A 21107-nucleotide genomic window follows, 5' to 3' on the forward strand; every position below is an offset into this window, starting at 1 on the left:
GTCGCCCGCCGACGCGGCTCAGTCGCCGCCGAGCCGCCGCCGCTCGTCGCGCAGGAGCCGCTCCCAGAGGCCGAACAGCGCGCTGTCGAGGCCGTACGCCTCGTCGACCCGGCGGACCCAGCGGTCGTCGCCGAACAGGTGCCGCTGGAACCGCCGGACCTCCGGGGAGAGTCGGTCGCGCTCGCCGCCGTAGTAGGACAGCGACTCCTCGCGAGCCCGCGCGACGAGGTCGTCCGGCACCTCGATCCCGTCGGCAGCGGCGACGTGGTCGAACCACTCCAGGTGGAGCAGCGAGTCGGCGAGGAGGAACCGCTCGCGGAAGCCGTCGACCCGCGACAGCGCCGGCGCGCCGTCGATCCGCACGTCGGTCGGCCGCGAGAACCGCGGCGCGGTCGCGGTCACGGACGCGCGCTCGGCGACCGCGCCGGCGACCCGCCGCAGCCGCCAGTCGGCGTACCGGACCGGCGCGATCAGGGCGAGCTCGTACCACGTCGGCAGCCACTCGCAGTACGGCTCCGAGAACGCGCCGTCCGCGAGCAGCGTCGTCGCGACCGAGCGCGCCTCGGCCGGGGTCAGCTCGTCGGGGGCCGTTCGGAGCCGACGGACCGTCCGGTCGCCGTCGAGCGCGTCGACGCCGGGGAAGCCCATGCCCTCGGCGACGGCGGTCGTGTACGCGCGGCCGGCGGCGTACCAGGCGGCGAAGTCGGCGGGCGTCGTCAGCCGCAGGAGTCGGAGGACCGTGATACCGATCTGAGGGGCTCCGCCGAGATAACTCGGTCGGTCAGCCGTCGACGCGGGCCAGCGCGTCGCCGAGCGAGACGCCGTGGTCGGAGCGGACGGCGACCGCGTACACCACGCCCGCGGCGACGGCGGCGAAGGCGACGGCGAACGCGACCCCGGCGAACGAGAGCGGGCCGAACACCGGGAGCCCGGCGGCCCACGCGCCGAGGACGGCGCCGGCTGCGAGCGCGAGCGCGCCGAGGGCGGTCCGCCTGACGTTCGCCGTGTCCGGTTCGATCTCGATCACGAGCTCGTCCGGGAGGTCCGAGGTCAGCCGGACCGTCCCGTCGCGGTCGTCGAACTCGACGAGCCCGGCGTCGGCCATCTTCGGGCAGTGGAACTGCCGGAGCGACGTGTACACGCTCTTCCGCTGGTCGTAGTCGACGTCCGCGGGGTCGACGCCGTTCTCCCACGCCGCGATCTGTCGGGAGGCGTCCGACAGCGCCGCGGCCGCGTCCTCCGCGCGGAGGTGTCGCCACAGGAGGGCGCCGGCGGCGGTTCCCGAGCAGCTCCAAGAGTTCGTTCGCGCGCACTCGGTCGTCGTCGACCGACGCGTCGGGGTCGCGGTCGGGCTCGCCGCCGCCGTCCGCGGCGCTGCCGTCCGCGCCGTCGTCGCCCGCGCCGCCCGTTCGCTCTTCCGTCCGCCCTCCGGCGTCGGTCACGCTCCCGCTCCCGGCGTCCGTCACGCCGGCCGACCCGGCCCGGTCCGTCGAGTCCCGCGCCCCGGGCGATCCCTCGACCCCTCCGGCCGCTCGTCTCCCCGCCTCTACTCGTCCACCGAATGACATGTTATATCTTCACATGACCTGTGTTCAAAAAATTACCGGCGAGACGGACGTTTTGAACGCGCGTCTGATTTCCGTATCACGCGCCTCAGCCGTCGGAACTCGGGTCGAGCGGCGGGGCGCGGTCCGCCGGATCGCCGGACTCGCCGAGCGCGTCGTCGAGCCCCCACTCGGCGGCGCGGTCGCGGGCCTCGGCCCGCGCCTGCTCGCGGATGGCGTCGATCCGCTCGTCGTCTGCGAGGAAGGCGGCGACGGCGTCGTCCTCGTCGGCGCCGTCGTGTAGGCGCTCGTCGGGTGCCGCTTCGCGGGTCCGCTCGGCGAGGGCGGCGTCGTCGGCCAGCTCGGTCGCGGCCGCGTCGGGCGCGACGCGCAGCGCGTCCTCCTCGTGGGCCGCCGCCAGCCCGCTCGCGTCGACGGCGTACAGCTCGACGCGGTAGGGGCCGGGGACCGCGAGCTCGGCGAGCGCGTCCGGGCCGCCGCTGTCGGTCACGGTGTTGTACGCCAGCACCGGCACGCCGTCCTCGAACGTGATCACGCCGCGGACCTCGCCCGACAGCAGCAGCGTCTCCTGGGGAACGAGCGTCGCGTAGCCGGTGAGGTCGCGGTCGAGCGCGCGCGACAGCGTCGTGCCCACGTCCGAGACCACCCGCGAGCGCAGGAGGGTCCCACGCGGGATGGTGAGCGCCGCCGGTTCCGAACCGTCGCTTTCCGAACCGTCGCCCTCCGGCCCCCCGCTCATGGCGTGTCGGGGACGACCGCGCTGCGGAACCGGTCGGCGACCGCGTCGCCGTCGCCGTCGCGCACGTCCAGCCGGTCGGCGGCCCGCCGGTAGCGCGCCGCGGCCTCGCTCTCGGGCGCGTGGGCGAGCAGCGGTTCGCCGGCCCGCCGCGCCGCCCGGACGGCGTCGCTCTCGGGGACGTTCGCGAGGACGGGGCCGCCGAAGTGGCGCTCCGCCTGCGCCGCCACGTCGTCGGTATCGTCCCGGACCTTGTTGAACAGGACGCCGGCCGTCTCCGTGCCGTACGACCGCGCGTACTCCTGGACCTTCAGCCCGTCCGAGAGCGCGGGGATCGTCGGCTCGACGACGACCACGACGCGGTCCGCGAGCACGACCGGCAGGACGGCCGACTTCGACCCCAGCGCGGCCGGCGAGTCGAGTAGGAGCACGTCGGTGTCGCGCGCGAGCGCCGCCACCACGTCGCGGAGCCGCTCCGGCTCCGCGGCCTCGAAGCCGGCCAGCGAGGTGCCGCAGGGGACGACCGAGAGCCCGAACCGCTCGTAGACCGCCTCGCTCACGTCCGTCGCGGTCCCCTCGACGAGCAGGTCGTGGAGGGTGACCGCCGCGTCGTCGAGCCCGGCGTGGAAGAGGAGGTTCGCCATCCCGGTGTCGGCGTCCACGACGGTCACGTCGTGGTCGGCCGCGAGCGCCATCCCGAGCGCGAGCGTGCTCGTCGTCTTCCCCGTGCCGCCCTTCCCGCTGGCGACCGCGAACGCCTCGACCATACGCCCGCTGGCCGGTCGCTCCGAATAAATCCTCCCCATCGCGGTCGCGGTGGCGCGCCCCGCCGAGCGGGCGCCGCAGTCCATCCGCTGACGGCGGTCTCGGCCTCCCGTCCACCGAGCGCTTTTGCTCGCTCGGCACGCCACCTCGGTATGGTCGAGACCATCTCCGCCGACGAGTTCCGCGACAGGATCGACGCGCGCCGGCGTGGCGACCGGTCGTTCACCGTGGTCGACACGCGGCCCGAGGAGAGCTTCGAGGGGTGGCGCGTGGCGGACGCCGTCCACTACTTCTACAAGCCGTTCCACGAGTTCGACCTCGCCGACTTCGAGCGCGAGACCGGCCTCTCGCCCGGCGACAGCGTCGTCACGCTCTGCGCGAAGGGGAAGGCCTCGGAGGACTTCGCCGCCGAACTCGCCGCGGCGGGGTACGAGGACGTGACCGTCGTCGCCGACGGGATGCGCGGGTGGTCCGCGGTGTACGACCGGACCGAGGTCCCGCTCCCCGACGCGCCCGACGACGCCCCGCCGCTCGACCTCGTCCAGGTCCAGCGCCGCGCGAAGGGGTGTCTGGGCTACCTCGCCGTCGGCGGACGCGAGCCGGGCGAGGCCGACCACGTCCCGGCGGGCACACCCGCGGACGACGCCGACGGCGCCGACCGCGTCGCCGTCGCTGATCCCGACGGCGCCGACCGCATCGCCGTCGCTATCGACGTCTCCAGACACGGCGACGAGTGGGTCACGGCGGCCGCGGAGCGCGACGCGTCGATCGCGGCCGTCGTCGACACGCACGTCCACGCCGACCACCTCTCCGGCGGCCGCGCGCTCGCCGACGACCTCGGCGTCCCGTACTACCTCCCGGCCGCGGCCGCCGACCGCGACGTGGCGCACGCCTTCGAACCGATCGGGCGCAACGAGACGCTCGACGTGGGGGGCGTCGACCTGAAGGCGCTCGCGACGCCCGGCCACACCGACGACGGCGCGAGCTACCTGATCGGCGGCGCCGCGGTCCTCACGGGCGACACGCTGTTCACCGAGGGCGTCGGCCGCACGGAGCTCCAGTTCTCGGCGAGCGGGGGCGACGAATCGACCGCCGCCGGAGACGGCGACGAGGGCGCCGCGGGCGCGGCTCGCCGACTGTACGACTCGCTCCACGGGACGCTGCTCGCGCAGCCGGACGACGTCGTCGTCTGTCCCGGTCACTTCGCCGTCGCGAACGACGGGACGACCGGCGGGGTCGAGCCCGGCGAGCCCGTGTTCACGACGGTCGGCGACGCGCGCCGCGGGATCGAAGTCCTCGACCTCGACCGGCCGGCGTTCGTCGACCGGATCACCCGGACGCTCCCAGAGAAGCCGCCGAACTACGAGTCGGTGATCGCGGCCAACCGCGGCGTCGAGTCGCCGCCGGACGTGACCGCGGCGATCGAACTCGAACTGGGCCCGAACCGCTGCGCGGCCGAGCCCGACGCCGGTTCCGCCGCGGACGACGACTGAGACCTCTCACCGCACTTCGGCGCTCACTCGTCGTGGATGAAGACGAGCCGCTTCGACTCCGTGTTGACTAGACAGAGGTCGATGCCGTCCCGGGTCGCGCCGATCTGCTGCCAGCCGTGGTCGCTGACGAACAGCGTCTGGAAGACGCCGCGGTCGCAGTCGGGGTTCGGACAGCCGACTCCCGCCGCGTTCTTGTAGACGGTCGTTCCGCCGCCCGAACTCTGTCGCACCAACCCGTCGGTCAGCGACCGGAACTCCTCCGCGGACATCGGACTCTTCCCGTCGTCGTCTGTCATGTCTCCGCGTTCGCGGCCGACCGCCTAAAAACCGCCTACCGTGGCAACTGCTGACATACCTCTCGGCGCGGGAGGCAGTCCGGCGCTCACTCCGCGTCCCGCTTCGCCCGCTCCGCGTGGGCGTCCGCGAGGCGCGTCGGCTCCGGGAGCTTGTACCCCGCGCACAGGGCCGCGACGAGGGCGACCGCGGTCTCCGCCGAGACGCGGTGCCCCGGGCTCACGTACAGCGGGTTCACGCGCCTGCTGTTCGGGTACTGGCGCGACTGGAGCGCGTGGCCGACGACGGTGCCCGGCTCCGCTGTCGTCACCGCCTCGTCCGCCCGGACCGGCGTGCGCCAGCCCTCGGGCCGCTCGTCGGTCGGCTCGTCGGGCTCGCCACAGAGGAGGCTCTTGGCGACGCCGACGCTGGGCACGTCGCGGAGGACGCCGACGTGGGTCGCGAGCCCGGCCTCACGGAAGTGGATCCGGCCCGAGCCGTCACACACCAGCAGGTCGGGGTCGGCGTCGAGCGCGTCGAGCGCGGCCAGTATCGGCTCCCCCTCCCGGAACGCGAGCAGCCCGGGAATATACGGGATCGACAGCGGCGTCGTCGCGCTCGCGTACTCGACCACCGTCCCGCCCCGAAGCGCGACCGCGGCGGAGACGGCGGCGTCCGGGCGACCGTCCGCCCGGTCGGTGAGGAACGCCTGGTCGACGCCGACGACGGTGGGGGCGTCCCGCCCGCGCTCCGGGGATTCGGCGTCCGTCGGCCCCGCGCCGGCCCCCAACCGCTCCTGTGCGCCGTCGCGCGCCGGGGGGAGCCCGTCCGCGAGCGAGGCGCCCTCGTCGATCGCGACGGCGGCCGGCTCGGGCGCGCCGTCGTCCGCGAAGACCGCGGCGGCCGCGATGTCGCGCTGGAGGGCCTCCATCTCCGCGCGCGACAGCGACGGGTCCGGGCGGAGGTCGGGCCGCGCGAGGTCCATCAGAACCGCCCGCCGGGGCCGCCCGGACCGCCGGGCCCGCGCGGGCCGCGGGCGCCGCCCATCGAGACGCCGCCCATGCCGCCCGCGGAGCTCGCGAGCCCCTCGTTGCGCTTGCCGAACGCGAGGCCGATGGCGAAGCCGATCAGGTGCGCGAGGTGGGCGATCCCGCCGACGCCGCCGGTCCCGGTCTGGACCACGAGCGCCGCGGAGATGATCGCGATCCCCCACGTCAGGTACTTGATCTTCATCGGGACCACGAAGAACAGCAGCACCTGCATGTTCGGCCGCCAGACCGTGAGAACGCCGAGGATCGCGAAGCCGGCACCGCTGGCGCCCAGCACGCCCGTCGGCGGGGCGTTCGTCGCGATCGCGAAGAGGACGTGGCCGAGGCCCGCGAGCATCCCCGAGAGGAAGAAGAACGCGACGAACTTCTTCGAGCCCACCGCGCGCTCGACCAGCGGGCCGAAGAACAGGATCACGACGCTGTTGCCGATGATGTGGAACAGGCCGACTCGCGAGTGCGACAGCACGGAGGTGGCCCACGTCCAGACGTTGCCCACCGCCTCCGAGCGCAGCACGAATATCTGACTGTGCGCCGCCTCCCCCAGCGTCAGCGTCACCGTCCACTGGAGGAGGAACGTCACCCACATCGCCAGCAGGAGGGCGTACGTCGCGTTGTTGCGGAAGTAGCTGATCAGCCCGCCGGTGCTGGTCTCGTGGTCGATCCGCCGTTTGACCTGATCGACGACCCCGGCCGAGGCGCCGCCCGAGCGGGAGCTGCCCCCCGACCCGCCCTGGACGCTCTCGTCGAACCCGCTGTCGAAGACGCCGCCGGGGTCGTCCCACTCGGCGAGGCCCGGGCAGTCGTGGTTCTCCGGGAGCCGGTGCTCGGCGCAGAACGTCTGCCCGCACCGCTTACACTGGTACGGGAGGTTCTCGTACTCCCCGCACTCGTCGCACGTCGCCATTGCCCGCACTTACGGGGGCGGTCGTAAAGCGGTTTGGCTCCGCGCCGGCCGTGACGGACGCCCGACCGCGACGGACGCCCGACCGCGCGACGGGCCGGCGGCTGGCGGGCGGCTCGAACCGGTCGGCGCGCGTCGCTCAGTCCAGCAGCCGCGCGGCGACGACCGCGACGGCGACCCCGGCGACCGCGACCCCGATGAGGGTCGGAACGAGCCGGCCGGACCCCCACTCCCAGCCGAGGAAACGGGTGCCGACGACCGCGACGAGGGCGATCAGGAGGCCGAACGCGGAGACCAGTGGCGACTGATTCGATCGGAGGAGGGCCATCTCACCCGTCGTCTTCAACGGCGCCGGTGAAAAATATTCGTCCCGTTCGACCCAGCGGCGGCTCCCTACGCCTCCGGGTCGACCGCTCGCAGCCCGTCGACGAGGTCCCTGAGCGTCGCGAGCGGGTACTGTCCGGGCGCGGTCGCGTCCGCGGCGTCGACGGGCGCGTAGCCGATCTTCGACCCGTACAGCGGGGTGACCGCGCGGGTGTGCCGGCCCGGCTCGCCCATACACATCGTCGCGACGCGGTGGCCCGCCGCGGTCGCCTCGTGGGTCGCCTCGATCATCGCGAGCGCGTCGCCCGGCGCCGTCGCCGTCGTCGCCAGCTTCCCCACGTCGCCCTCGCTCGCGGCGTCGGCGAGGAGGTCGACCAGCGCGGCGGGCTCGGGCGTCGACTCGAAGTCGTGGACGGACGCGACGACCGCGACGCCGGCCTCGCGGGCCGCATCGCGCAGCGCGGTCGCGTGCGACGCCTCGGCCGGGTCGGGGTGCGTCCCGCGCAGCGCGGCGAGCTCGACGTCGACCGCGGCGACCGCGTCGCGACCGATCGCGTCCGAGAGCGCGTCGTAGCGGCCGAGCCCGTCCGCTTCGCCGCCCTCCCACGACGCCCGGTTCGTGACGAGCAGCGGGAGCTCGCCGTCGTAGTCCGCAAGCTGGTCGAGCGGGTCGCTCGCGAGGTCCATCCGGAACTCGACGGCGTCGGCGTGCTCGCGGGCGGCCGGCTCCGCCGAGAGGTCCGCCGTGCTCGCGGCGAGGACGTACTCCTCGAACATACGCGGGCGTTCCGCGGGCGGGGACTTAGCTGGTCGGGTTGGCGGGGGCCAGCGGGAGCGGGGGATCGAGGAAGAGCGCGCGAGTTACGCGACGAGGCCGTCCTCGGCCTCCAGCAGCTCGTGGTAGCGGTTCCGGATGGTGACCTCGGAGATGTCGGCGACCTCCGAGACCGCTGCCTGCGTCGTCTTCTCGTTCGTGAGCAGCGCGGCGGCGTAGACGGCGGCCGCGGCGAGGCCGACCGGCGACTTGCCCGAGTGGACGCCCTTCTCTTTGGCGTTGCGCAGGAGGCTCTTCGCGCGCATCTCGGACTCCTCTGAGAGCTCCAGGTCGGAGGCGAACCGAGGCACGTACTGCTCGGGGTCGGCCGGCTTCACTTCGAGCTTGAGCTCGCGGACGACGTAGCGGTACGTCCGGGCGATCTCGGCCTTCTCGACGCGCGACACGTCGGCGATCTCGTCGAGCGAGCGCGGGACGCCCGCCATCCGGGCGGCGGCGTACACGCAGGAGGTGGAGACGCCCTCGATGGAGCGGCCGGGGAGGAGGTCCTCGTCGAGCGCGCGGCGGTAGATGACGGAGGCCGTCTCGCGGACGTTGTCCGGGAGGCCCTGCGCCGAGGCCATGCGGTCGATCTCGCCGAGCGCCTGCTTCAGGTTGCGCTCTTTCGAGTCGCGGGTGCGGAACCGCTCGTTCCACTTGCGGAGCCGCTGCATCTTCTGCCGCTGGCGCGCGCCGAGCGAGCGGCCGTACGCGTCCTTGTCGCGCCAGTCGATGTTCGTCGAGAGCCCCTTGTCGTGCATCGTGTTCGTGGTCGGGGCGCCGACGCGGCTCTTCTCGTCCTTCTCGCGGGAGTCGAACGCGCGCCACTCCGGGCCGCGGTCGACCGAGTCCGCCTCGACGACGAGCCCGCAGTCGCTACAGACCGTCTCGCCGTGCTCCTCGTCGTTGATGACGTGGCCGCCGCACTCCGGGCAGCTCAGCGTCTCGTCGGTGCTCTCCGATTCCTCCTCGTTCGTCTCCGTTCGGGAGCGACTCCCCCGTGTGTGTAGTCGTTCACTCATAGCTCGGTTGCCCCCGGAAACTGAAACTGCCCGAGAGCGATCTTGGTTTACCGTCGGCGGAACACAACTTAAAACGACCGGAACGTGTCGCTCGAATCCCGACGAAAGGACACGATCTATCACGTGTTTTCGCCGATCTCGGGATCGGCGGTGACGCGCCGTCACGCGCCCTCGAACCCCGCCTCCGGCGGCCGCCGGGACCGAAACCGTTGACACGGTCGCGGACGGATAGGCCGGTATGTCCGCGCCCCGCGTCGTCTCGCTCGCGCCGAGCGCGACCGCGACGGTCGCCGCGCTCGATGCGGCCGACCGCCTCGTCGGCGTCACCGCCCACTGCGACCTCCCGGCCGACGCGGGCGCCGGGTCCGCGCACGGCGCCGACGCCCCGACGGTCGTCGGCGGCTGGCTGAACCCCGACCTCGACCGCGTCGCCGACCTCGACCCCGACGTCGTCCTCACGAGCGACGGGCTCCAGGCCGACCTCGCCGACGACTGCCGCGAGCGCGGCCTCGACGTCGCGCACCGCGAGCCGGCGACCCTCGACGACGCCCTCGACGGGTTCGCGGCCCGGGGGCGAGACGTCGGCCGCCCCGAGGCCGGCGAGCGACTCGCCGCCGACGCGCGCGAGCGCCTCGACCGGGTCGCCGAGGCCGTCGCCGACCGCCCCCGCCCGACCGCGTACTGCGAGGAGTGGTCCGACCCACCGATGGCGGCCGGCAACTGGGTCCCCGACGCCGTCCGCGCCGCGGGCGGCCGCTACCCGTTCGTCGACCCCGGCGAGCGCTCCCGCGAGGTCGACCCCGCCGCCGTCTCGCGCGCCGACCCGGACCACGTCGTCGTCCACGTCTGCGGGCGCGGCGACCGCGTCGACCCCGCGGCCGTCGCGGCGCGCGACTGGATCGACGCCCCCGTCCACGTCGTCGATGACTCCCTGCTCAACCAGCCGAGCCCCGCCCTCCTCGACGGGGTTGAGCGCCTGGCGCGGCTGCTCCATCCCGACGCGTTTTCGACCCCGGGCGACGAGGACCGACCATGACGACCCTGCGAGTCGGCGTCGGCAGCGGCAACCCGGTGAAGCGGCGTGCGGTCGAACTGGCCCTCGGATCGGCGGCGGACGCCGACCTCCCCGGCGCCCCGACGGGCGTCGCCATCGAGTCGGTCCCCGTCGACTCCGGCGTGAGCGAACAGCCCCGGGGCCACGCGGAGACGATCGCCGGCGCCGAGAACCGGGCCGCGGCCGTCCTCGACGCGTCGCCGAGCGACGGGGACGCAGCGACGTTCGACCTCGGCGTCGGCGTCGAGGGCGGCGTCGCCGGGTTCGACGGGACCGACGACCGCTACCTGATCATGTGGGCGGCGGTGACCGACGGCGACCGCGTCGGCCGCGGGGCCGGCCCGAGCCTCGCGCTCCCGGCGAGCGTCGCCGCCCGCCTCGCCGACGGGGCGGAGCTCGGCCCCGTGATGGACGACCTCCTCGACACCGAGGGCGTCGCGGAGCGGGGCGGCGCCGCGGGCGCGCTCACCGCCGGCCGCGTCGACCGAGCCGAGGCGCTCGCGGCCGGCGTGAGCGGCGCGCTCGGCCCCTTCGTCTCGGACCTGTACTGAGCGGCCCGCGGCGCCGCCGGCGGCCGGCGCGGTTCGGACACCGTACCCAAACGCGGTCGCGGGGCGGCGTTCTCGTTCCCGTTCCGGGACGAAACCGCATGACAGCGGCGTGTTAACCCCGTCTACCAACCGCCTTATGTCGGACGCCGGCGTGGATCGCGTATGAGCACTGCCCAGTTGGACGCGGTCGCAGCCGAATCGAGCGGCCTCTCCGCGAAACAGTCGCGGATCCTGCGATACCTCCGCGAGAACGCGGCCGACCGGACGTACTTCAAGTCGCGGCTGATCGCCGACGACCTCGGCCTCTCCGCGAAGGAGGTCGGCGCGAACATGAGCGCCGTCGCCGACGCGGCCACCGACATCGACGTCGAGAAGTGGGGCTACTCGTCGGGGACGACGTGGATGGTGACGGCCTGACGGCCGGCCGCACGATCAGGGGTCGTACGAGACCAGCGACGCCGCGTCGTCGGCGACGGCGACCGCGGCGGCGTCGAAGGAGTCGGCGTACCGAACGACGAGCGTGAGCAGCCGCTCCGGCTCGGTCAGCGCGTATCCGTCGGCCCGGTCGAGGAGGCCGGCGCGCTCCAAGTCCGCCGCCGCCGCGCTTATCGCCGGCCGCGAGACGCCGAGGGCGCTCGCGAGGTCGGCGCCCGTCGCGTCGGGGTCGCGCAACAGCGCGAGGATCATCCCCCGCGGCGTCTCGCGGCGGAGGTAGCCGAGCGCCCGCTTGTCCGTCTCGTCGAACCGGCCGGCGGGGAAGAAGCGCCGGTAGTCGTCGTCTTTCACCGACTCTATCGCGCCCGCCTCCTCCAGCTTCCGGAGGTGGTACTGCGCCTCGCCGGTGCCGAGTCTGAGGTCGTCGCGGAGCTTCGAGAAGTGCGCGCCGGGGGTCGTCGGCACGTAGCCGCGGATCGCCTCCCGCGTCTCGTTCTCGTCGCCGCCGTCGTCGGCGCTCGCGGTCCCGACGAACGGCGCGGCCGCTCCGACCGCGGCGAACCGCCGGAGCGTCTCGCGCTTCTGCCCGTCGAACCCCTCTGTCACAGTCTCAGTAGCCTACGCCGCGACAAAAGCACTTCGCTCGCGACAGGTTCGCGACAGAAAACGCGGTCTCCAACGGCGTCTCGCGGGGGTTTACTCCTCTTTCTCGACCTCGGCGGGCGCCTCCTCGTCGTCCATCTCTTGAATGACCTCGTCGGCCGACCTGATGCTCGCGCCGGCGTCTCCCGCCTTCACGGCCTCCGCCTCCTTCTCTAACTCCTCGACGTTCATCTCCGCGGACTCCTCGATCTGGCCGAGGATCTCGTCGATGTCGTCGAGCCCGAGCATCTTCCGCGTGTCGGCGTCGAACTCCTTGCCGTCGAGCCCCTCCATCTCCTGGACGTCGGAGCCGGAGAGAGCCTTGCCGTAGCGGCCGACGAGGCTGGTGAGCTCCTGCGGGAGGACGAAGGTGGTGGACTCGCCCTTCCCGATCTCTTCGAGCGTCTCCATGCCGCGCTCGATGATGGCGCGCTCGCCCATCGATTCCGCGGAGCGGGCGCGGAGGACGGTCGAGATGGCGTCCCCCTGCGCTTCGAGGATCTGTGACTGCTTTTCCCCCTGCGCGCGGATGATGTTTGACTGCTTGTCACCTTCCGCCTGCTCGACGGCGGAGCGGCGTTCCCCCTGCGCTTCGAGGATCATCGCGCGGCGACGGCGCTCGGCGGAGGTCTGCTGCTCCATCGCCTGCTGGACGTCCTTCGAGGGGTTGACCTCGCGGACCTCGACGCTCTCGACGCGGATCCCCCACTCGTCGGTGGGCTCGTCGAGCTCCTTGCGGATCTTCGCGTTGATCTCCTGGCGCTTGTTCAGCGTGTCGTCGAGCTCCATGTCGCCGAGGACGGCCCGCAGCGTGGTCTGCGCGAGGTTCGAGACGGCCTTCTTGTAGTCGTCGACCTCGAGGAACGCCTTCTTGGCGTCCATCACCTTGATGTAGACGACCGCGTCGGCGGTCACCGGTGAGTTGTCCCGCGTGATCGCCTCCTGCCGCGGCACGTCGAGCGTCTGCGTCCGCATGTCGAACGGGTACGTCCGGGAGACGAACGGCGGGATGAGGTTAATACCGGGTTCGAGCAGCTTGCGGTACTCGCCGAAGACGGTGAGCGTCTTCTTCTCGTACGCGTCGACGATCTCGAACGACTGCCAGAGCGTGACGATCACGAGCAGCAGCGCCAGCAGGCCGACGCCGACGAGCCCGAGACCGAGTCCGGATTGGAGGGTGATCGGATCCATACCCCCGTTTAGACCATCGAACGGTTAATAGTTCGCCCGCCGGCACCCCGATCGCAACGCCGTCTCCCGGTCCGCCCCCGGCGTCCCCGTCGATCCCCTCACTCGTTCGCCTCGAACTCCGCGGCGACGTTCCGCAGGGCCGCGCGGAGCTGTCGCTCGTTGAACCGGCGGATCACGGGCGCGCCGACCCTCGTGAGCGCGTTCTCCGGCAGGCCGTACGTCGCGGCGTACGTCAGCTCCGTCCCGCCCGCGACGGGGGCGAGCCGGAGGTCGATGGTGCCGGTGAGGCGCCCGCGGAGCTCGAACTGGTGGCGCTCGGGCGGATCGTGGACGGTCTGGACGATCTCGCCGTCGACCCCGACGCCCGCCATCCGATAGGTGTACGCCAGCCGCTTCCCGCCGTTCTCCAGCGGCTCGACGTCCCGCACGTCCGTGAGCCCGGGCGTGATCGCCGCGTGGTTCTCGGGGTCGTCGAGGAACGCGAACACTGCCTCCGGGTCGGCCGCGACGGTGACCGCGTCGCTCGCGGCGAACGGGTCGTCGCCCGCCGCGGCGTCGACGCCGCCCGAGTCGCCCCCGTCGGTCATGCGCCGGTGCGCCCGGCCGCCGGCGCTCGGGTCATCCGTTCGACCGGGGGTCGACGTACGCCTCGACCAGCTTCCGCTCGGCCGCGCGGAGGTGCTGGTGGAACGTCTGTCGGGTGATCCCCATCCGCTCGGCGATCTCGGAGCCGTCGACCGGGCGCGGCCACTCGAAGTAGCCGTTCAGCTCGGCGGTCTTCAGCGCGGCGCGCTGCCGGTCGGTGAGCCGCTCGTCGACCGCGGCGGCGAACTCGGCCACGGTGCGGTCGCGGCTCTCGCGCTCGACGCGCGACCGGAGTTCGACGCCCTCGTACTCGTCGCGGAACACGTCGAGGATCGACCGCACGTCGTGCTCGGGCGGCGCCTCGATCGTGAGGGTCGCCTCGTCGCTCGTGGCCGTCGCCTCGGTGACGACGCCGCCGTGAGCCGCCAGCTGGGTGAGCGGCGGCGAGTCGGTGACGGTGACGGCGAAGCTGACGCCGTCGTTCGTCTCCGAGACGGTCCGCATCGACTCGACGAGCGGGAGCGACGCGAGCTCGTCGAGGTCCGGGTCCTCGCCGTCGGCGCGGAAGTACAGCTCGCACTCGTCGTCCTCGAGCCGCGTCGTCCCGAGGTGTACCACCTCCCCGCCGACCGCGTCCGCGATCCGCGAGAGCGCCGCGGTCTCGTCGCGGATCCCGACCACGAGCTCCACCACCCGGTCGGTGGTGAGGATCTCCGTCGTCTCGATGGAGTGGAGCCCGTTCGCGATCATCTTCCCGACCGACTCGCACACCCGCCGCTCCCGCCGGGCTAAGACGTCCGCCCCGTTGCCGTAGATCCCCAGCAGGCCGTACTGCCGGTCGCCGTACGTGAGCGGCACGACGAGGAGCCGGCGGCCGCCCGCGGACTTGGGTTCCAGCGGCCCGTCGGCGACGTGGTCTATCGACCCACTGTGGAGCTCCTCGGTCTCGATCGCCTCCTGTACCTCCGCCGGCGTCTCGGCGACGTCGTACGACGCGCCCGGCTCGACCGACACGCCGCTCGCCGCGCGGATCTCGAGCCGACCGGTCGCCGACGAGACCTCGCCGATCCAGCCGCCGGCGTACCCCGGCTCGCCGGCGATGACCTCGCAGACGCGCTCGGAGATGACCCCCGAGTCGCGGTTCTCGACGAGGATGCGGCTGATGTCGCTGAGGAGCCCGTTCACCCGGCCGAGGACCCTGTCGAGCGAGCGCCGCTCGGTCGCCAGCTTCTCGGCGCGCTCCTCCGCGAGCCGCTCCGCCTCCTTCCGGTCGCTAATGTCGTTCTGGAAGCCGACGTAGTGGGCGAGGTCGCCGTCGTCGTCGTAGACGGGCGCGACGGTCAGCTCGTTCCAGAACGGGGTGCCGTCGCGCCGGTAGTTCCGGATCTCGACGGTCACCTCCTCCTCGTTGCCGATCGCCTCCGCGATCTCGTCGACGGTCTCCGGGTCCGTGCCCGGCCCCTGGAGGAACCGCGGGTTGCGACCGAGCGCCTCCTCGACCGGGTAGCCGGTGTGTTCCTCCCAGGCGTCGTTGACGTACACGAGGGGGTAGTCCGGGAGGTCCGGGTCGCTGATGCTGATCCCGATCGGCGCGTCCTCGACGGCCCGCGTCACCTCCGACGCGGTCGGTTCGTGGTCCGACACGTCCTGGCGGGTCTCCGAGGCGGAGACGCCGGAGCAGACGGTCGACACGTCGGAGACGAGCCGGTCGATCGACGCCGACCCGTTCTTCTGGAGGAACCTGTCGACGCCGTTCTCGAAGGCGGCCTCCGGCACGCCCTCCTCGTCGGTCGCCGTGAACATCACGACGGGCACGCCGGCGTCGGACTCCTCGATCGCGGTCGCGAGGGCCACGCCGTCGTCGCCCGCCAGCGCGTACTCGCTGACGACGCAGTCGTACTCGCCGGTCGTCGCCTTCGCGACCGCGGACGCGGCGGTGTCCGTGCGCGTCACCTCGAACCCCGCGGCGCCGAGCGCAGTCTCGATTCGATCGCTCCCCTCCTCCGGGTGGACGAGGAGCGCCCGAGCATTCGCCATGAGCAGCAGTTCGCACCCGTAGGGGTTAATGCTTACCTGTCTTCCGAGGACCTGAATCGCCCCCGGCCGCGCGGTCGGTGCCCCGAATCGGTCGAAAAAGGCCGGTCTCGTGTGAATAAACCAATCGTTCGATCGTATCCTTGCGGACAGTTCCCACATTCGATCTATCGGGCGACCGTCACTCCGGTCCGCGACTGTCCAGTTAGGCCGTGGGTACTTTGTGGTCGCTGGGCGTGAGATCGACGTATGGTGCCGACCACCGCCGTCGAGTCCCGCGAACGACCCCGCGGACCATGAGCGTGCGCGTCCCCGTCAGAGAGCCGCCAACGTCGGTCCCCGGAGACCGGATCGGGCTCCCCCGGGCCGTGCTCGACGACCTCGGGGTCGGCCGCGGCGACTCGGTGACCGTCGCGGGCGCGCACCGCGTCGCCGCCCCGGTCGTCGCGGTCGACGACGGGACGCGGGCGGTGTTCCTCCCCGAGCGACTTCGCCGGACGGCCGGGGTCGAGCCGGGCGACACCGCGACGGTGGCGGTCTCGGACCTCCCGGTCGCGTCGTCGGTGACGCTGCGGCTCCGCCAGTCGGTCGACGTGGAGCGGAGCGAGGACGCCATCCGCCGGCGGCTCGCCCGGCGCGTGGTCGCCGTCGGCGACGAGGTCGAGGTCACGCGCCTCGGCGGCGCCCTCACCCTCCGGTTCGACGTGCGGGACGTGGCCCCCGCCTCGCCGGCGGTCGTCGACGACGCGACCGAGATAACCGTCACGTCCGACGAGGCGGACGCCGCGGTCGTCTCCGAGCGCCCCGGGGACACCGGCCCCGACGACGGGTTCGTCGCGACGGCGACGTTCGAGCGCCTCCGCGACGCCGTCGCGACCCGGTTCGACGCGGCCGAGGCGTTCGCGTCCGCCGGGCATCCCACCCTCGGGCTGCTCCTCCACGGACCGCGCGGGTCGGGGAAGACGACGCTCGTCGAGGCCGTCGCGGCCGCGACCGACGCGTCGCTCGTCCGCACCTCCGCGGCCCGGCTCCGGGGCGAGCGCGCGAGCGACCAGTCGGACGGGCTCGACCGCGTCGTCGACGCCGTCTCCGCGGGGGAGCCGACCGTGGTCCTCCTCGACGACTTGGAGGCGCTCGGGGCCGACGACGGCGGGGGCTCCGCGCTCGCCGACCGCCTCCGATCGACCGTCGACGAGCTCCGCGACGGGGACCGGACGGTCGTGATCGGCGCGACGACGGACCCGAGCGCCGTGCCGTCGGCGCTGCGCCGCGGCGGGCGGTTCGACCGCGAGATCGGGGTTGAGCCCCTGACGACCGCCGAGCGGCGCGACGCGCTCGAAGCGCTCTGCGAGGGCGCGCCCCTCGCGATGGACGTCGACTTCGAGGGCGTCGCCGCGCGGCTCAACGGCTACGTGTTCGCCGACCTGGCCGTCCTCGTGGACGCGGCCTTAGAGCGGGCGGTCCGCCGCGACGGCCGGACCGCGATCCGGATGGCCGACTTCGAGGCCGCGCTCGACGACGTCGAGCCCACCGGGCTCCGCGAGGTCACCGTCGAGTTCCCCGCGGTCGGCTGGGACGAGGTCGGCGGCCTCGACGACGCCAAACGCGAGCTGGTGCGCGCGGTGTACTGGCCCTTGGAGTACGCCGACCGCTTCGCGGAGATGGGGATCGACCCGCCCTCCGGCGTGCTGCTGTACGGGCCGCCCGGCACCGGGAAGACGCTGCTCGCGCGCGCGGCGGCGAGCCTCAGCGACGCGAACTTCATTCCGGTGAACGGGCCCGAGCTGCTCGACAAGTACGTCGGCGCGAGCGAGCAGGCCGTGCGCGACCTGTTCGCGACGGCGCGCGAGAACGCGCCGGCGGTGATCTTCTTCGACGAGGTCGACGCCATCTCGCCGAAGCGCCGCGGCGACGACACCGGCGCCGGCGAGCGCGTTGTCTCCCAGCTGCTGACCGAGCTCGACGGGCTGGAGCCGCTCACCGACGTGGTGGTGATCGCGGCGACGAACCGCCCGGACAACATCGACGAGGCGCTGCTCCGGCCGGGGCGGATCGAGAAGGCGGTCGAGACGCCGCTCCCGGACCGCGAGGCGCGCCGCGAGATCCTGCGGATCCACGCGCGGGAGATGCCGGTGGCGTCGGGCGTCGACCTCGACGCCCTCGCCGACCGCACGGCCGGGTACAGCGGCGGCGACCTCGCGGCGCTGGTCCGCGAGGCCGGGCTGCTCGCCATCGAGGACGCCATCGTCGACGACGGGCCGCCGGCCGACCCGACAGTCGGGCGCGACCACTTCGAGCGCGCGCTCCGCGAGACGTCGCCGTCGACGAGCGACGGGCGCGCGGACGCCGAGCGAGTGGGACGCGACTCGCCGGCGGAGTGAGCGGCCGGCAAGAAGCCGGACTCCCCGGCCGACGAACCTCGCCTTACTCCGGCTCCTCGTGGAGGTTCAAGACGAAGTAGACGACGCCGGCCATGGCGAGCAGCTCCAGGGCCGCCATCGTCCAGAACCGGACGTTGATCCCGTCGACCGGCTCCGACAGCGTCGGAATCAGGAAGATCCCGACGAGCGCGACGGTGATACAGATGGCGATGCCGGCGACGGACCGCGTACGCAGCTCTGGCGGCTGTTCGGTGGTAGTGTCAGTCATGTCGAAAAATGAACGGTGGAAACGGTTGAACCGTGCTGTTCGGTCGCGTCGAGTCCGCCCGCCGAGAGGCCGGTGGCCGCTCCGATCAGTCGGCGGCGGAGGCCTCAGCGCCCGCGGAGGGCTCCGGGGCCTCGGTGTCGCCGAGGATGGCGCGGCTGCGGAGCAGGACGAACCCGAACCCGACCTTCGCGGTCACGTCGAGGACCATGAACGCGAGGGTCTCGACGCCGAGCCCCACGACGCCGGCGCCCTCAGTGCCGATGATCCACAGGATCGGGTACGCAGTCCAGAGGACGGCGACGAGCGCCGTCAGCGTGTTGAAGGTGCTCTGGACGTCCTCGGAGCGCTCCCGAGCCGCGCTCCGGAGCGAGGTGAGGAGGTAGTACAGCACGAACAGGAACGCGATCGTGCTGAACAGCCACCAGGTGTACCGGGCGAGCGGCGTGTGCGAGAGCGCGCCGATCAGGCCGGTGACGATCATCAGCGCGTCGACGCCGATGAGCGTCCCGGTGGTCACGCGATCGACCTTCGCCAGCAGGCAGAGGTCGAGCAGCAGCAGCGGCGTCGTGAACAGCCAGTCCGCGTACCGGGCGTAGTAGATGTCGAGCACTTCACCGCCGACGAGCTCGACCTCCGTCAGCCCGATGCCGAAGAACATCGACAGGTATGCCGCCGATGCGATCCCCGGCACGAGGATCGTGATCGCGTAGTACTCACGGGCCTCTTTGTCCGTCACGCCCCAACCGCGGGCGATGAAGTAGAAGGTCCCAATGAGCATCAGTAGCGTGCCTATACCCAACCAGAGCGTCTCGGGGCGACCGTCCCCGAGCAGGTCGTATCCCGCCTGTAGCGCTATCGGGTCCATACCCACATCTTGATACAGTATATACTCTATTGAGACCGATGCCAACCCAGTTAGGTATCGGGGTCCGCGGGCGGTGCGTCGCGGGGGTGGATCGGGCCCCGTCGTCGTCGCCGAACCCTGACCGCGGGGAGACGTTGTCGGCCCGAAAGTAATGAGCCTGGGGCCCCACTGGTGTCACATGGCAGACGAAGAGACCGAGGCGGAAGCGGAATCGACCACGGAAACCACCGCGGAGCGCGAGGCGGAGGCGACCGACGACGTCACCATCGACGTGGAGGCGATCGACGAGTACGAACAGCGCATCGACGAGCTGTCCTCCGCGGTCGAGGAGCGCGACGAGACCATCGAGGAGCTCCGGTCGGTCGTCGAGGAGCAGTCGGAGCAGATCGACAAGCTGGAGAACCAGTTCCTCGACCTGTCCGCGCGCGTGGCCGACGGTCGGAACCTCGGCGTCTGTCCCGAGTGTAACGGGCCCACCGAGAAGAAGGAGCGGCTGTTCCGGTCGGACACGATCGAGTGCACGCGCTGCGGCGAAGTGATCCACACGTACTGAGCGCGCCGCGGCGAAGTGATCCACAACCGAGGCGCCGTCCCGGATCCCTCTCCCGCGCTGTGCCGCGTGACGGTATATAAAAGACCCAATAATGGCGACGAGGCCCTAACCCCGTAACGCCCCTACGTACGCCCATGTCGACGTCGACGGCGAGTCCGGTGCGGCGACTCCTCGGTGAACCGGAACGGACGGCCATCGGTGCCTCTCGCGCGGCGTTGCTCCTGCTCGCGGTCGGGTTCGGAGCCCTGTCCGCGGTCGGCACCGACGTGTCGCTCCGGACGCAGATGATCGCGTACCTCGTCGGGATGGTCGCGCTGAACCTCCCGCACGGCGGGTACGAGCACTTCTCGAACCTCCGGCGGCGGGGGCTCCCGTTCGGCGCCCGATACGTGGCGCTGTACCTCGGGTTCGTCGCCTCGTTCGTGGCGCTGTTCGTGTTCGCGCCCCTGCCCGCGCTCGCGCTCGCGTTCGGGACGGCCGTCGCGAAGGGCGGGCACGGCGACCTCCGCGTGATGGACGCGCTGGTCGGGACCGAGCACCTCCCGACCAAGCCGCAGCGCGCGCTCGCCGCCCTGATCCGCGGCGGCGCCGTGATGATCGTTCCCGCCGTCTTCTGGACGGAGACGTTCTACGGGTTCACCGGCATCATGCTGGGCGTCTTCGACGGCCGGCTGGCCGGGCCGGCCGCCTCGAACCCGGAGGCGTTCACCACGGCGCTGGGCGCGGCCTTCGGGCTCGGCGTGGTCGCCCACCTCGGCGGCGGGCTGGCGACCAGCCTGCGCGCGACCGGCGGCGTGAGTCGGTCGTGGCTCCTCGACGCCGCGGAGACGCTGCTGCTCGTCGCGTACTTCGCCCTGGTGCCCGTGGTCGTCGCCATCGGGCTCTACTTCCCGCTGTGGTACTCGATGCGGCAGTCGGCGCGGAGCATGGTCGTCGAACGCGAGCAGCCGGACCGGACGGAGGGCGTCTCGCTCGTCGTCGCGTGGGGCGTCCTCGTGGTCGGCGCGCTGGTCACGGCGAGCGTCGCCACCGCCCTGTGGACCGTCGCCCCGAACCCGCTGGCCGGCGGCTCGCTCCTCTCCGGCGCCGTCGCCTTCTACACCATCTTCGTCTGCGTCATCGCGATGCCGCACGTCGTGGTCGGCGAGTGGCTCGACTTCGGGCGCGGCATCTGGTACGTGCCCTGAGCGCCGGCGCCCGTCCCGACGCGCGGCCCGACCCCGCCCGCGGTCGACGAGATAACAAGCCCTAAAACCCGGCTCGTCGACCGATACGGTATGCCTCTGCGGTTCGCTCGGCGGCTGGGGCTCGCGGACGCGGTCACCGTGGCCAACGCCGCCGTCGGCTTCCTCGCCGTCGTCGCCGCGACGGTCGACGTCGCGCTCGCGGCCCGACTCGTGCTCCTCGCCGCGGTCGCCGACGGGCTCGACGGGGTGGTCGCCCGTCACCGCGGGTCGACGCCCGCCGGTCCGTACCTCGACTCGCTGGCCGACGTCGCCTCCTTCGGCGTGGCGCCCGCCGCCCTCGTGGCCGCGGTCGTCCGCGACGGGCGCTCGTTCGCCATGTGACACCAGTGGGGCCCCAGGCTCATTACTTTCGGGCCGAC

General features: G+C 72.6%; 23 protein-coding genes and 1 pseudogene. 8 read left to right on the forward strand and 16 right to left on the reverse strand.

All coding sequences use genetic code 11. The annotated features are described in order from the left end of the window. Positions 1-18: 18 nt before the first annotated feature. The 4 genes from EXE44_RS10640 to EXE44_RS10655 form a co-directional block, all read right to left on the reverse strand. Complete coding sequence (locus EXE44_RS10640) at positions 19-648, reverse strand: hypothetical protein (protein ID WP_137717124.1); 630 nt, start codon at positions 646-648, stop codon at positions 19-21. 133 nt (positions 649-781) lie between these two features. Beyond that, positions 782-1141 carry a hypothetical protein gene (locus EXE44_RS21365; RefSeq protein ID WP_241991812.1) on the reverse strand — a complete coding sequence of 120 codons (360 nt, stop codon included), beginning with the start codon at positions 1139-1141 and terminating at the stop codon, positions 782-784. A gap of 512 nt (positions 1142-1653) precedes the next feature. After that, positions 1654-2304 carry a hypothetical protein gene (locus tag EXE44_RS10650; RefSeq protein ID WP_137717125.1) on the reverse strand — a complete coding sequence of 217 codons (651 nt, stop codon included), beginning with the start codon at positions 2302-2304 and terminating at the stop codon, positions 1654-1656. After that, positions 2301-3068 carry an AAA family ATPase gene (locus tag EXE44_RS10655; protein ID WP_137717126.1) on the reverse strand — a complete coding sequence of 256 codons (768 nt, stop codon included), beginning with the start codon at positions 3066-3068 and terminating at the stop codon, positions 2301-2303. Before EXE44_RS10655 ends, EXE44_RS10650 begins: the two co-directional genes overlap by 4 nt. Before the next feature lie 150 nt (positions 3069-3218). Here EXE44_RS10655 and EXE44_RS10660 point away from each other — a divergent pair, with 150 nt between their 5' ends. Then, entirely contained in the window at positions 3219-4559 is a 1341-nt protein-coding gene (locus EXE44_RS10660; RefSeq protein ID WP_137717127.1) for a rhodanese-like domain-containing protein, read from the forward strand. 23 nt (positions 4560-4582) lie between these two features. Here EXE44_RS10660 and EXE44_RS10665 read toward each other — a convergent pair whose 3' ends face one another. The 6 genes from EXE44_RS10665 to EXE44_RS10690 all read right to left on the reverse strand — a co-directional run bounded on the left by EXE44_RS10665 (position 4583) and on the right by EXE44_RS10690 (position 8942). Then, positions 4583-4855 carry a hypothetical protein gene (locus tag EXE44_RS10665; RefSeq protein ID WP_121561771.1) on the reverse strand — a complete coding sequence of 91 codons (273 nt, stop codon included), beginning with the start codon at positions 4853-4855 and terminating at the stop codon, positions 4583-4585. Positions 4856-4941: 86 nt separating this feature from the next. Next, positions 4942-5817 (reverse strand): endonuclease V, encoded by an 876-nt coding sequence (locus EXE44_RS10670; protein WP_137717128.1) that lies wholly within the window; start codon positions 5815-5817, stop codon positions 4942-4944. Further along, positions 5817-6785, reverse strand: coding sequence for a rhomboid family intramembrane serine protease (locus tag EXE44_RS10675; RefSeq protein WP_137717129.1), 969 nt, complete (start codon positions 6783-6785; stop codon positions 5817-5819). The genes EXE44_RS10670 and EXE44_RS10675 overlap by 1 nt, the downstream gene beginning before the upstream one ends. A gap of 136 nt (positions 6786-6921) precedes the next feature. Continuing rightward, positions 6922-7110, reverse strand: a complete 189-nt coding sequence (locus tag EXE44_RS10680; RefSeq protein WP_137717130.1) for a multidrug transporter — start codon at positions 7108-7110, stop codon at positions 6922-6924. Between the two features lie 65 nt (positions 7111-7175). Beyond that, positions 7176-7883, reverse strand: a complete 708-nt coding sequence (locus EXE44_RS10685; protein ID WP_137717131.1) for a type I 3-dehydroquinate dehydratase — start codon at positions 7881-7883, stop codon at positions 7176-7178. A gap of 84 nt (positions 7884-7967) precedes the next feature. Next, positions 7968-8942, reverse strand: a complete 975-nt coding sequence (locus EXE44_RS10690) for a transcription initiation factor IIB family protein (RefSeq protein WP_004596489.1) — start codon at positions 8940-8942, stop codon at positions 7968-7970. A gap of 238 nt (positions 8943-9180) precedes the next feature. Between EXE44_RS10690 and EXE44_RS10695 the strand changes: the two genes are divergently transcribed. From EXE44_RS10695 to EXE44_RS10705, 3 genes are all read left to right on the forward strand, one after another. Beyond that, entirely contained in the window at positions 9181-9978 is a 798-nt protein-coding gene (locus tag EXE44_RS10695; protein WP_137717132.1) for a cobalamin-binding protein, read from the forward strand. Further along, on the forward strand, positions 9975-10547 hold the full coding sequence (locus tag EXE44_RS10700; RefSeq protein WP_137717133.1) for a DUF84 family protein: 573 nt from the start codon (positions 9975-9977) through the stop codon (positions 10545-10547). The genes EXE44_RS10695 and EXE44_RS10700 overlap by 4 nt, the downstream gene beginning before the upstream one ends. A 162-nt stretch (positions 10548-10709) precedes the next feature. After that, positions 10710-10964, forward strand: a complete 255-nt coding sequence (locus tag EXE44_RS10705) for a hypothetical protein (RefSeq protein ID WP_137717134.1) — start codon at positions 10710-10712, stop codon at positions 10962-10964. A 15-nt stretch (positions 10965-10979) separates the two neighbouring features. Here EXE44_RS10705 and EXE44_RS10710 read toward each other — a convergent pair whose 3' ends face one another. The 4 genes from EXE44_RS10710 to EXE44_RS10725 form a co-directional block, all read right to left on the reverse strand. Continuing rightward, positions 10980-11588 (reverse strand): MarR family transcriptional regulator, encoded by a 609-nt coding sequence (locus tag EXE44_RS10710; RefSeq protein ID WP_137717135.1) that lies wholly within the window; start codon positions 11586-11588, stop codon positions 10980-10982. Positions 11589-11678: 90 nt separating this feature from the next. Then, complete coding sequence (locus EXE44_RS10715; RefSeq protein WP_008440461.1) at positions 11679-12815, reverse strand: SPFH domain-containing protein; 1137 nt, start codon at positions 12813-12815, stop codon at positions 11679-11681. Between the two features lie 98 nt (positions 12816-12913). Beyond that, the gene (locus tag EXE44_RS10720; RefSeq protein WP_137717136.1) at positions 12914-13402 is read right to left on the reverse strand and encodes an SRPBCC family protein; all 489 of its coding nucleotides are present in this window, start codon (positions 13400-13402) and stop codon (positions 12914-12916) included. Positions 13403-13433: 31 nt separating this feature from the next. Next, positions 13434-15437, reverse strand: coding sequence for a bacterio-opsin activator domain-containing protein (locus tag EXE44_RS10725; protein ID WP_137717137.1), 2004 nt, complete (start codon positions 15435-15437; stop codon positions 13434-13436). Positions 15438-15730: 293 nt separating this feature from the next. Here EXE44_RS10725 and EXE44_RS10730 point away from each other — a divergent pair, with 293 nt between their 5' ends. Further along, a complete protein-coding gene (locus tag EXE44_RS10730; protein WP_137717138.1) occupies positions 15731-17815 on the forward strand; it encodes an AAA family ATPase in 2085 nt (694 codons plus the stop codon). Positions 17816-17858: 43 nt separating this feature from the next. Here the strand turns inward: EXE44_RS10730 and EXE44_RS10735 are convergent, their stop codons facing one another. Together EXE44_RS10735 and EXE44_RS10740 are read right to left on the reverse strand one after the other, a co-directional pair. After that, complete coding sequence (locus EXE44_RS10735) at positions 17859-18083, reverse strand: hypothetical protein (RefSeq protein WP_121561784.1); 225 nt, start codon at positions 18081-18083, stop codon at positions 17859-17861. An 85-nt stretch (positions 18084-18168) separates the two neighbouring features. Further along, positions 18169-18948 carry a bacteriorhodopsin gene (locus EXE44_RS10740; protein ID WP_137717139.1) on the reverse strand — a complete coding sequence of 260 codons (780 nt, stop codon included), beginning with the start codon at positions 18946-18948 and terminating at the stop codon, positions 18169-18171. 178 nt (positions 18949-19126) lie between these two features. Here EXE44_RS10740 and EXE44_RS10745 point away from each other — a divergent pair, with 178 nt between their 5' ends. The 3 genes and pseudogenes from EXE44_RS10745 to EXE44_RS10755 all read left to right on the forward strand — a co-directional run. Further along, positions 19127-19501, forward strand: coding sequence for a SlyX family protein (locus EXE44_RS10745; protein WP_137717140.1), 375 nt, complete (start codon positions 19127-19129; stop codon positions 19499-19501). Between the two features lie 134 nt (positions 19502-19635). Continuing rightward, on the forward strand, positions 19636-20688 hold the full coding sequence (locus EXE44_RS10750) for a Brp/Blh family beta-carotene 15,15'-dioxygenase (RefSeq protein WP_121561787.1): 1053 nt from the start codon (positions 19636-19638) through the stop codon (positions 20686-20688). 90 nt (positions 20689-20778) lie between these two features. Further along, positions 20779-21063: pseudogene (locus EXE44_RS10755) on the forward strand (CDP-alcohol phosphatidyltransferase family protein); the annotation flags it as partial. Positions 21064-21107 lie beyond the last annotated feature (44 nt).

The organism is Halorubrum sp. SS7, assembly GCF_005435055.1.
Lineage (GTDB): Archaea > Halobacteriota > Halobacteria > Halobacteriales > Haloferacaceae > Halorubrum > Halorubrum salinarum.

Bases quoted from the DNA above. Each gene is read 5' to 3' on its own strand.
- EXE44_RS10715 (WP_008440461.1), bottom strand. From the start codon at position 12,815: ATGGATCCGATCACCCTCCAATCCGGACTCGGTCTCGGGCTCGTCGGC.
- EXE44_RS10675 (WP_137717129.1), bottom strand. From the start codon at position 6,785: ATGGCGACGTGCGACGAGTGCGGGGAGTACGAGAACCTCCCGTACCAG.
- EXE44_RS10745 (WP_137717140.1), top strand. From the start codon at position 19,127: ATGGCAGACGAAGAGACCGAGGCGGAAGCGGAATCGACCACGGAAACC.
- EXE44_RS10750 (WP_121561787.1), top strand. From the start codon at position 19,636: ATGTCGACGTCGACGGCGAGTCCGGTGCGGCGACTCCTCGGTGAACCG.
- EXE44_RS10660 (WP_137717127.1), top strand. From the start codon at position 3,219: ATGGTCGAGACCATCTCCGCCGACGAGTTCCGCGACAGGATCGACGCG.
- EXE44_RS10670 (WP_137717128.1), bottom strand. From the start codon at position 5,817: ATGGACCTCGCGCGGCCCGACCTCCGCCCGGACCCGTCGCTGTCGCGC.
- EXE44_RS10695 (WP_137717132.1), top strand. From the start codon at position 9,181: ATGTCCGCGCCCCGCGTCGTCTCGCTCGCGCCGAGCGCGACCGCGACG.
- EXE44_RS10720 (WP_137717136.1), bottom strand. From the start codon at position 13,402: ATGACCGACGGGGGCGACTCGGGCGGCGTCGACGCCGCGGCGGGCGAC.
- EXE44_RS10690 (WP_004596489.1), bottom strand. From the start codon at position 8,942: ATGAGTGAACGACTACACACACGGGGGAGTCGCTCCCGAACGGAGACG.
- EXE44_RS10680 (WP_137717130.1), bottom strand. From the start codon at position 7,110: ATGGCCCTCCTCCGATCGAATCAGTCGCCACTGGTCTCCGCGTTCGGC.
- EXE44_RS10655 (WP_137717126.1), bottom strand. From the start codon at position 3,068: ATGGTCGAGGCGTTCGCGGTCGCCAGCGGGAAGGGCGGCACGGGGAAG.
- EXE44_RS10725 (WP_137717137.1), bottom strand. From the start codon at position 15,437: ATGGCGAATGCTCGGGCGCTCCTCGTCCACCCGGAGGAGGGGAGCGAT.
- EXE44_RS10685 (WP_137717131.1), bottom strand. From the start codon at position 7,883: ATGTTCGAGGAGTACGTCCTCGCCGCGAGCACGGCGGACCTCTCGGCG.
- EXE44_RS10705 (WP_137717134.1), top strand. From the start codon at position 10,710: ATGAGCACTGCCCAGTTGGACGCGGTCGCAGCCGAATCGAGCGGCCTC.
- EXE44_RS10665 (WP_121561771.1), bottom strand. From the start codon at position 4,855: ATGACAGACGACGACGGGAAGAGTCCGATGTCCGCGGAGGAGTTCCGG.
- EXE44_RS10735 (WP_121561784.1), bottom strand. From the start codon at position 18,083: ATGACTGACACTACCACCGAACAGCCGCCAGAGCTGCGTACGCGGTCC.
- EXE44_RS10650 (WP_137717125.1), bottom strand. From the start codon at position 2,304: ATGAGCGGGGGGCCGGAGGGCGACGGTTCGGAAAGCGACGGTTCGGAA.
- EXE44_RS10700 (WP_137717133.1), top strand. From the start codon at position 9,975: ATGACGACCCTGCGAGTCGGCGTCGGCAGCGGCAACCCGGTGAAGCGG.
- EXE44_RS10730 (WP_137717138.1), top strand. From the start codon at position 15,731: ATGAGCGTGCGCGTCCCCGTCAGAGAGCCGCCAACGTCGGTCCCCGGA.
- EXE44_RS10740 (WP_137717139.1), bottom strand. From the start codon at position 18,948: ATGGACCCGATAGCGCTACAGGCGGGATACGACCTGCTCGGGGACGGT.
- EXE44_RS10640 (WP_137717124.1), bottom strand. From the start codon at position 648: ATGGGCTTCCCCGGCGTCGACGCGCTCGACGGCGACCGGACGGTCCGT.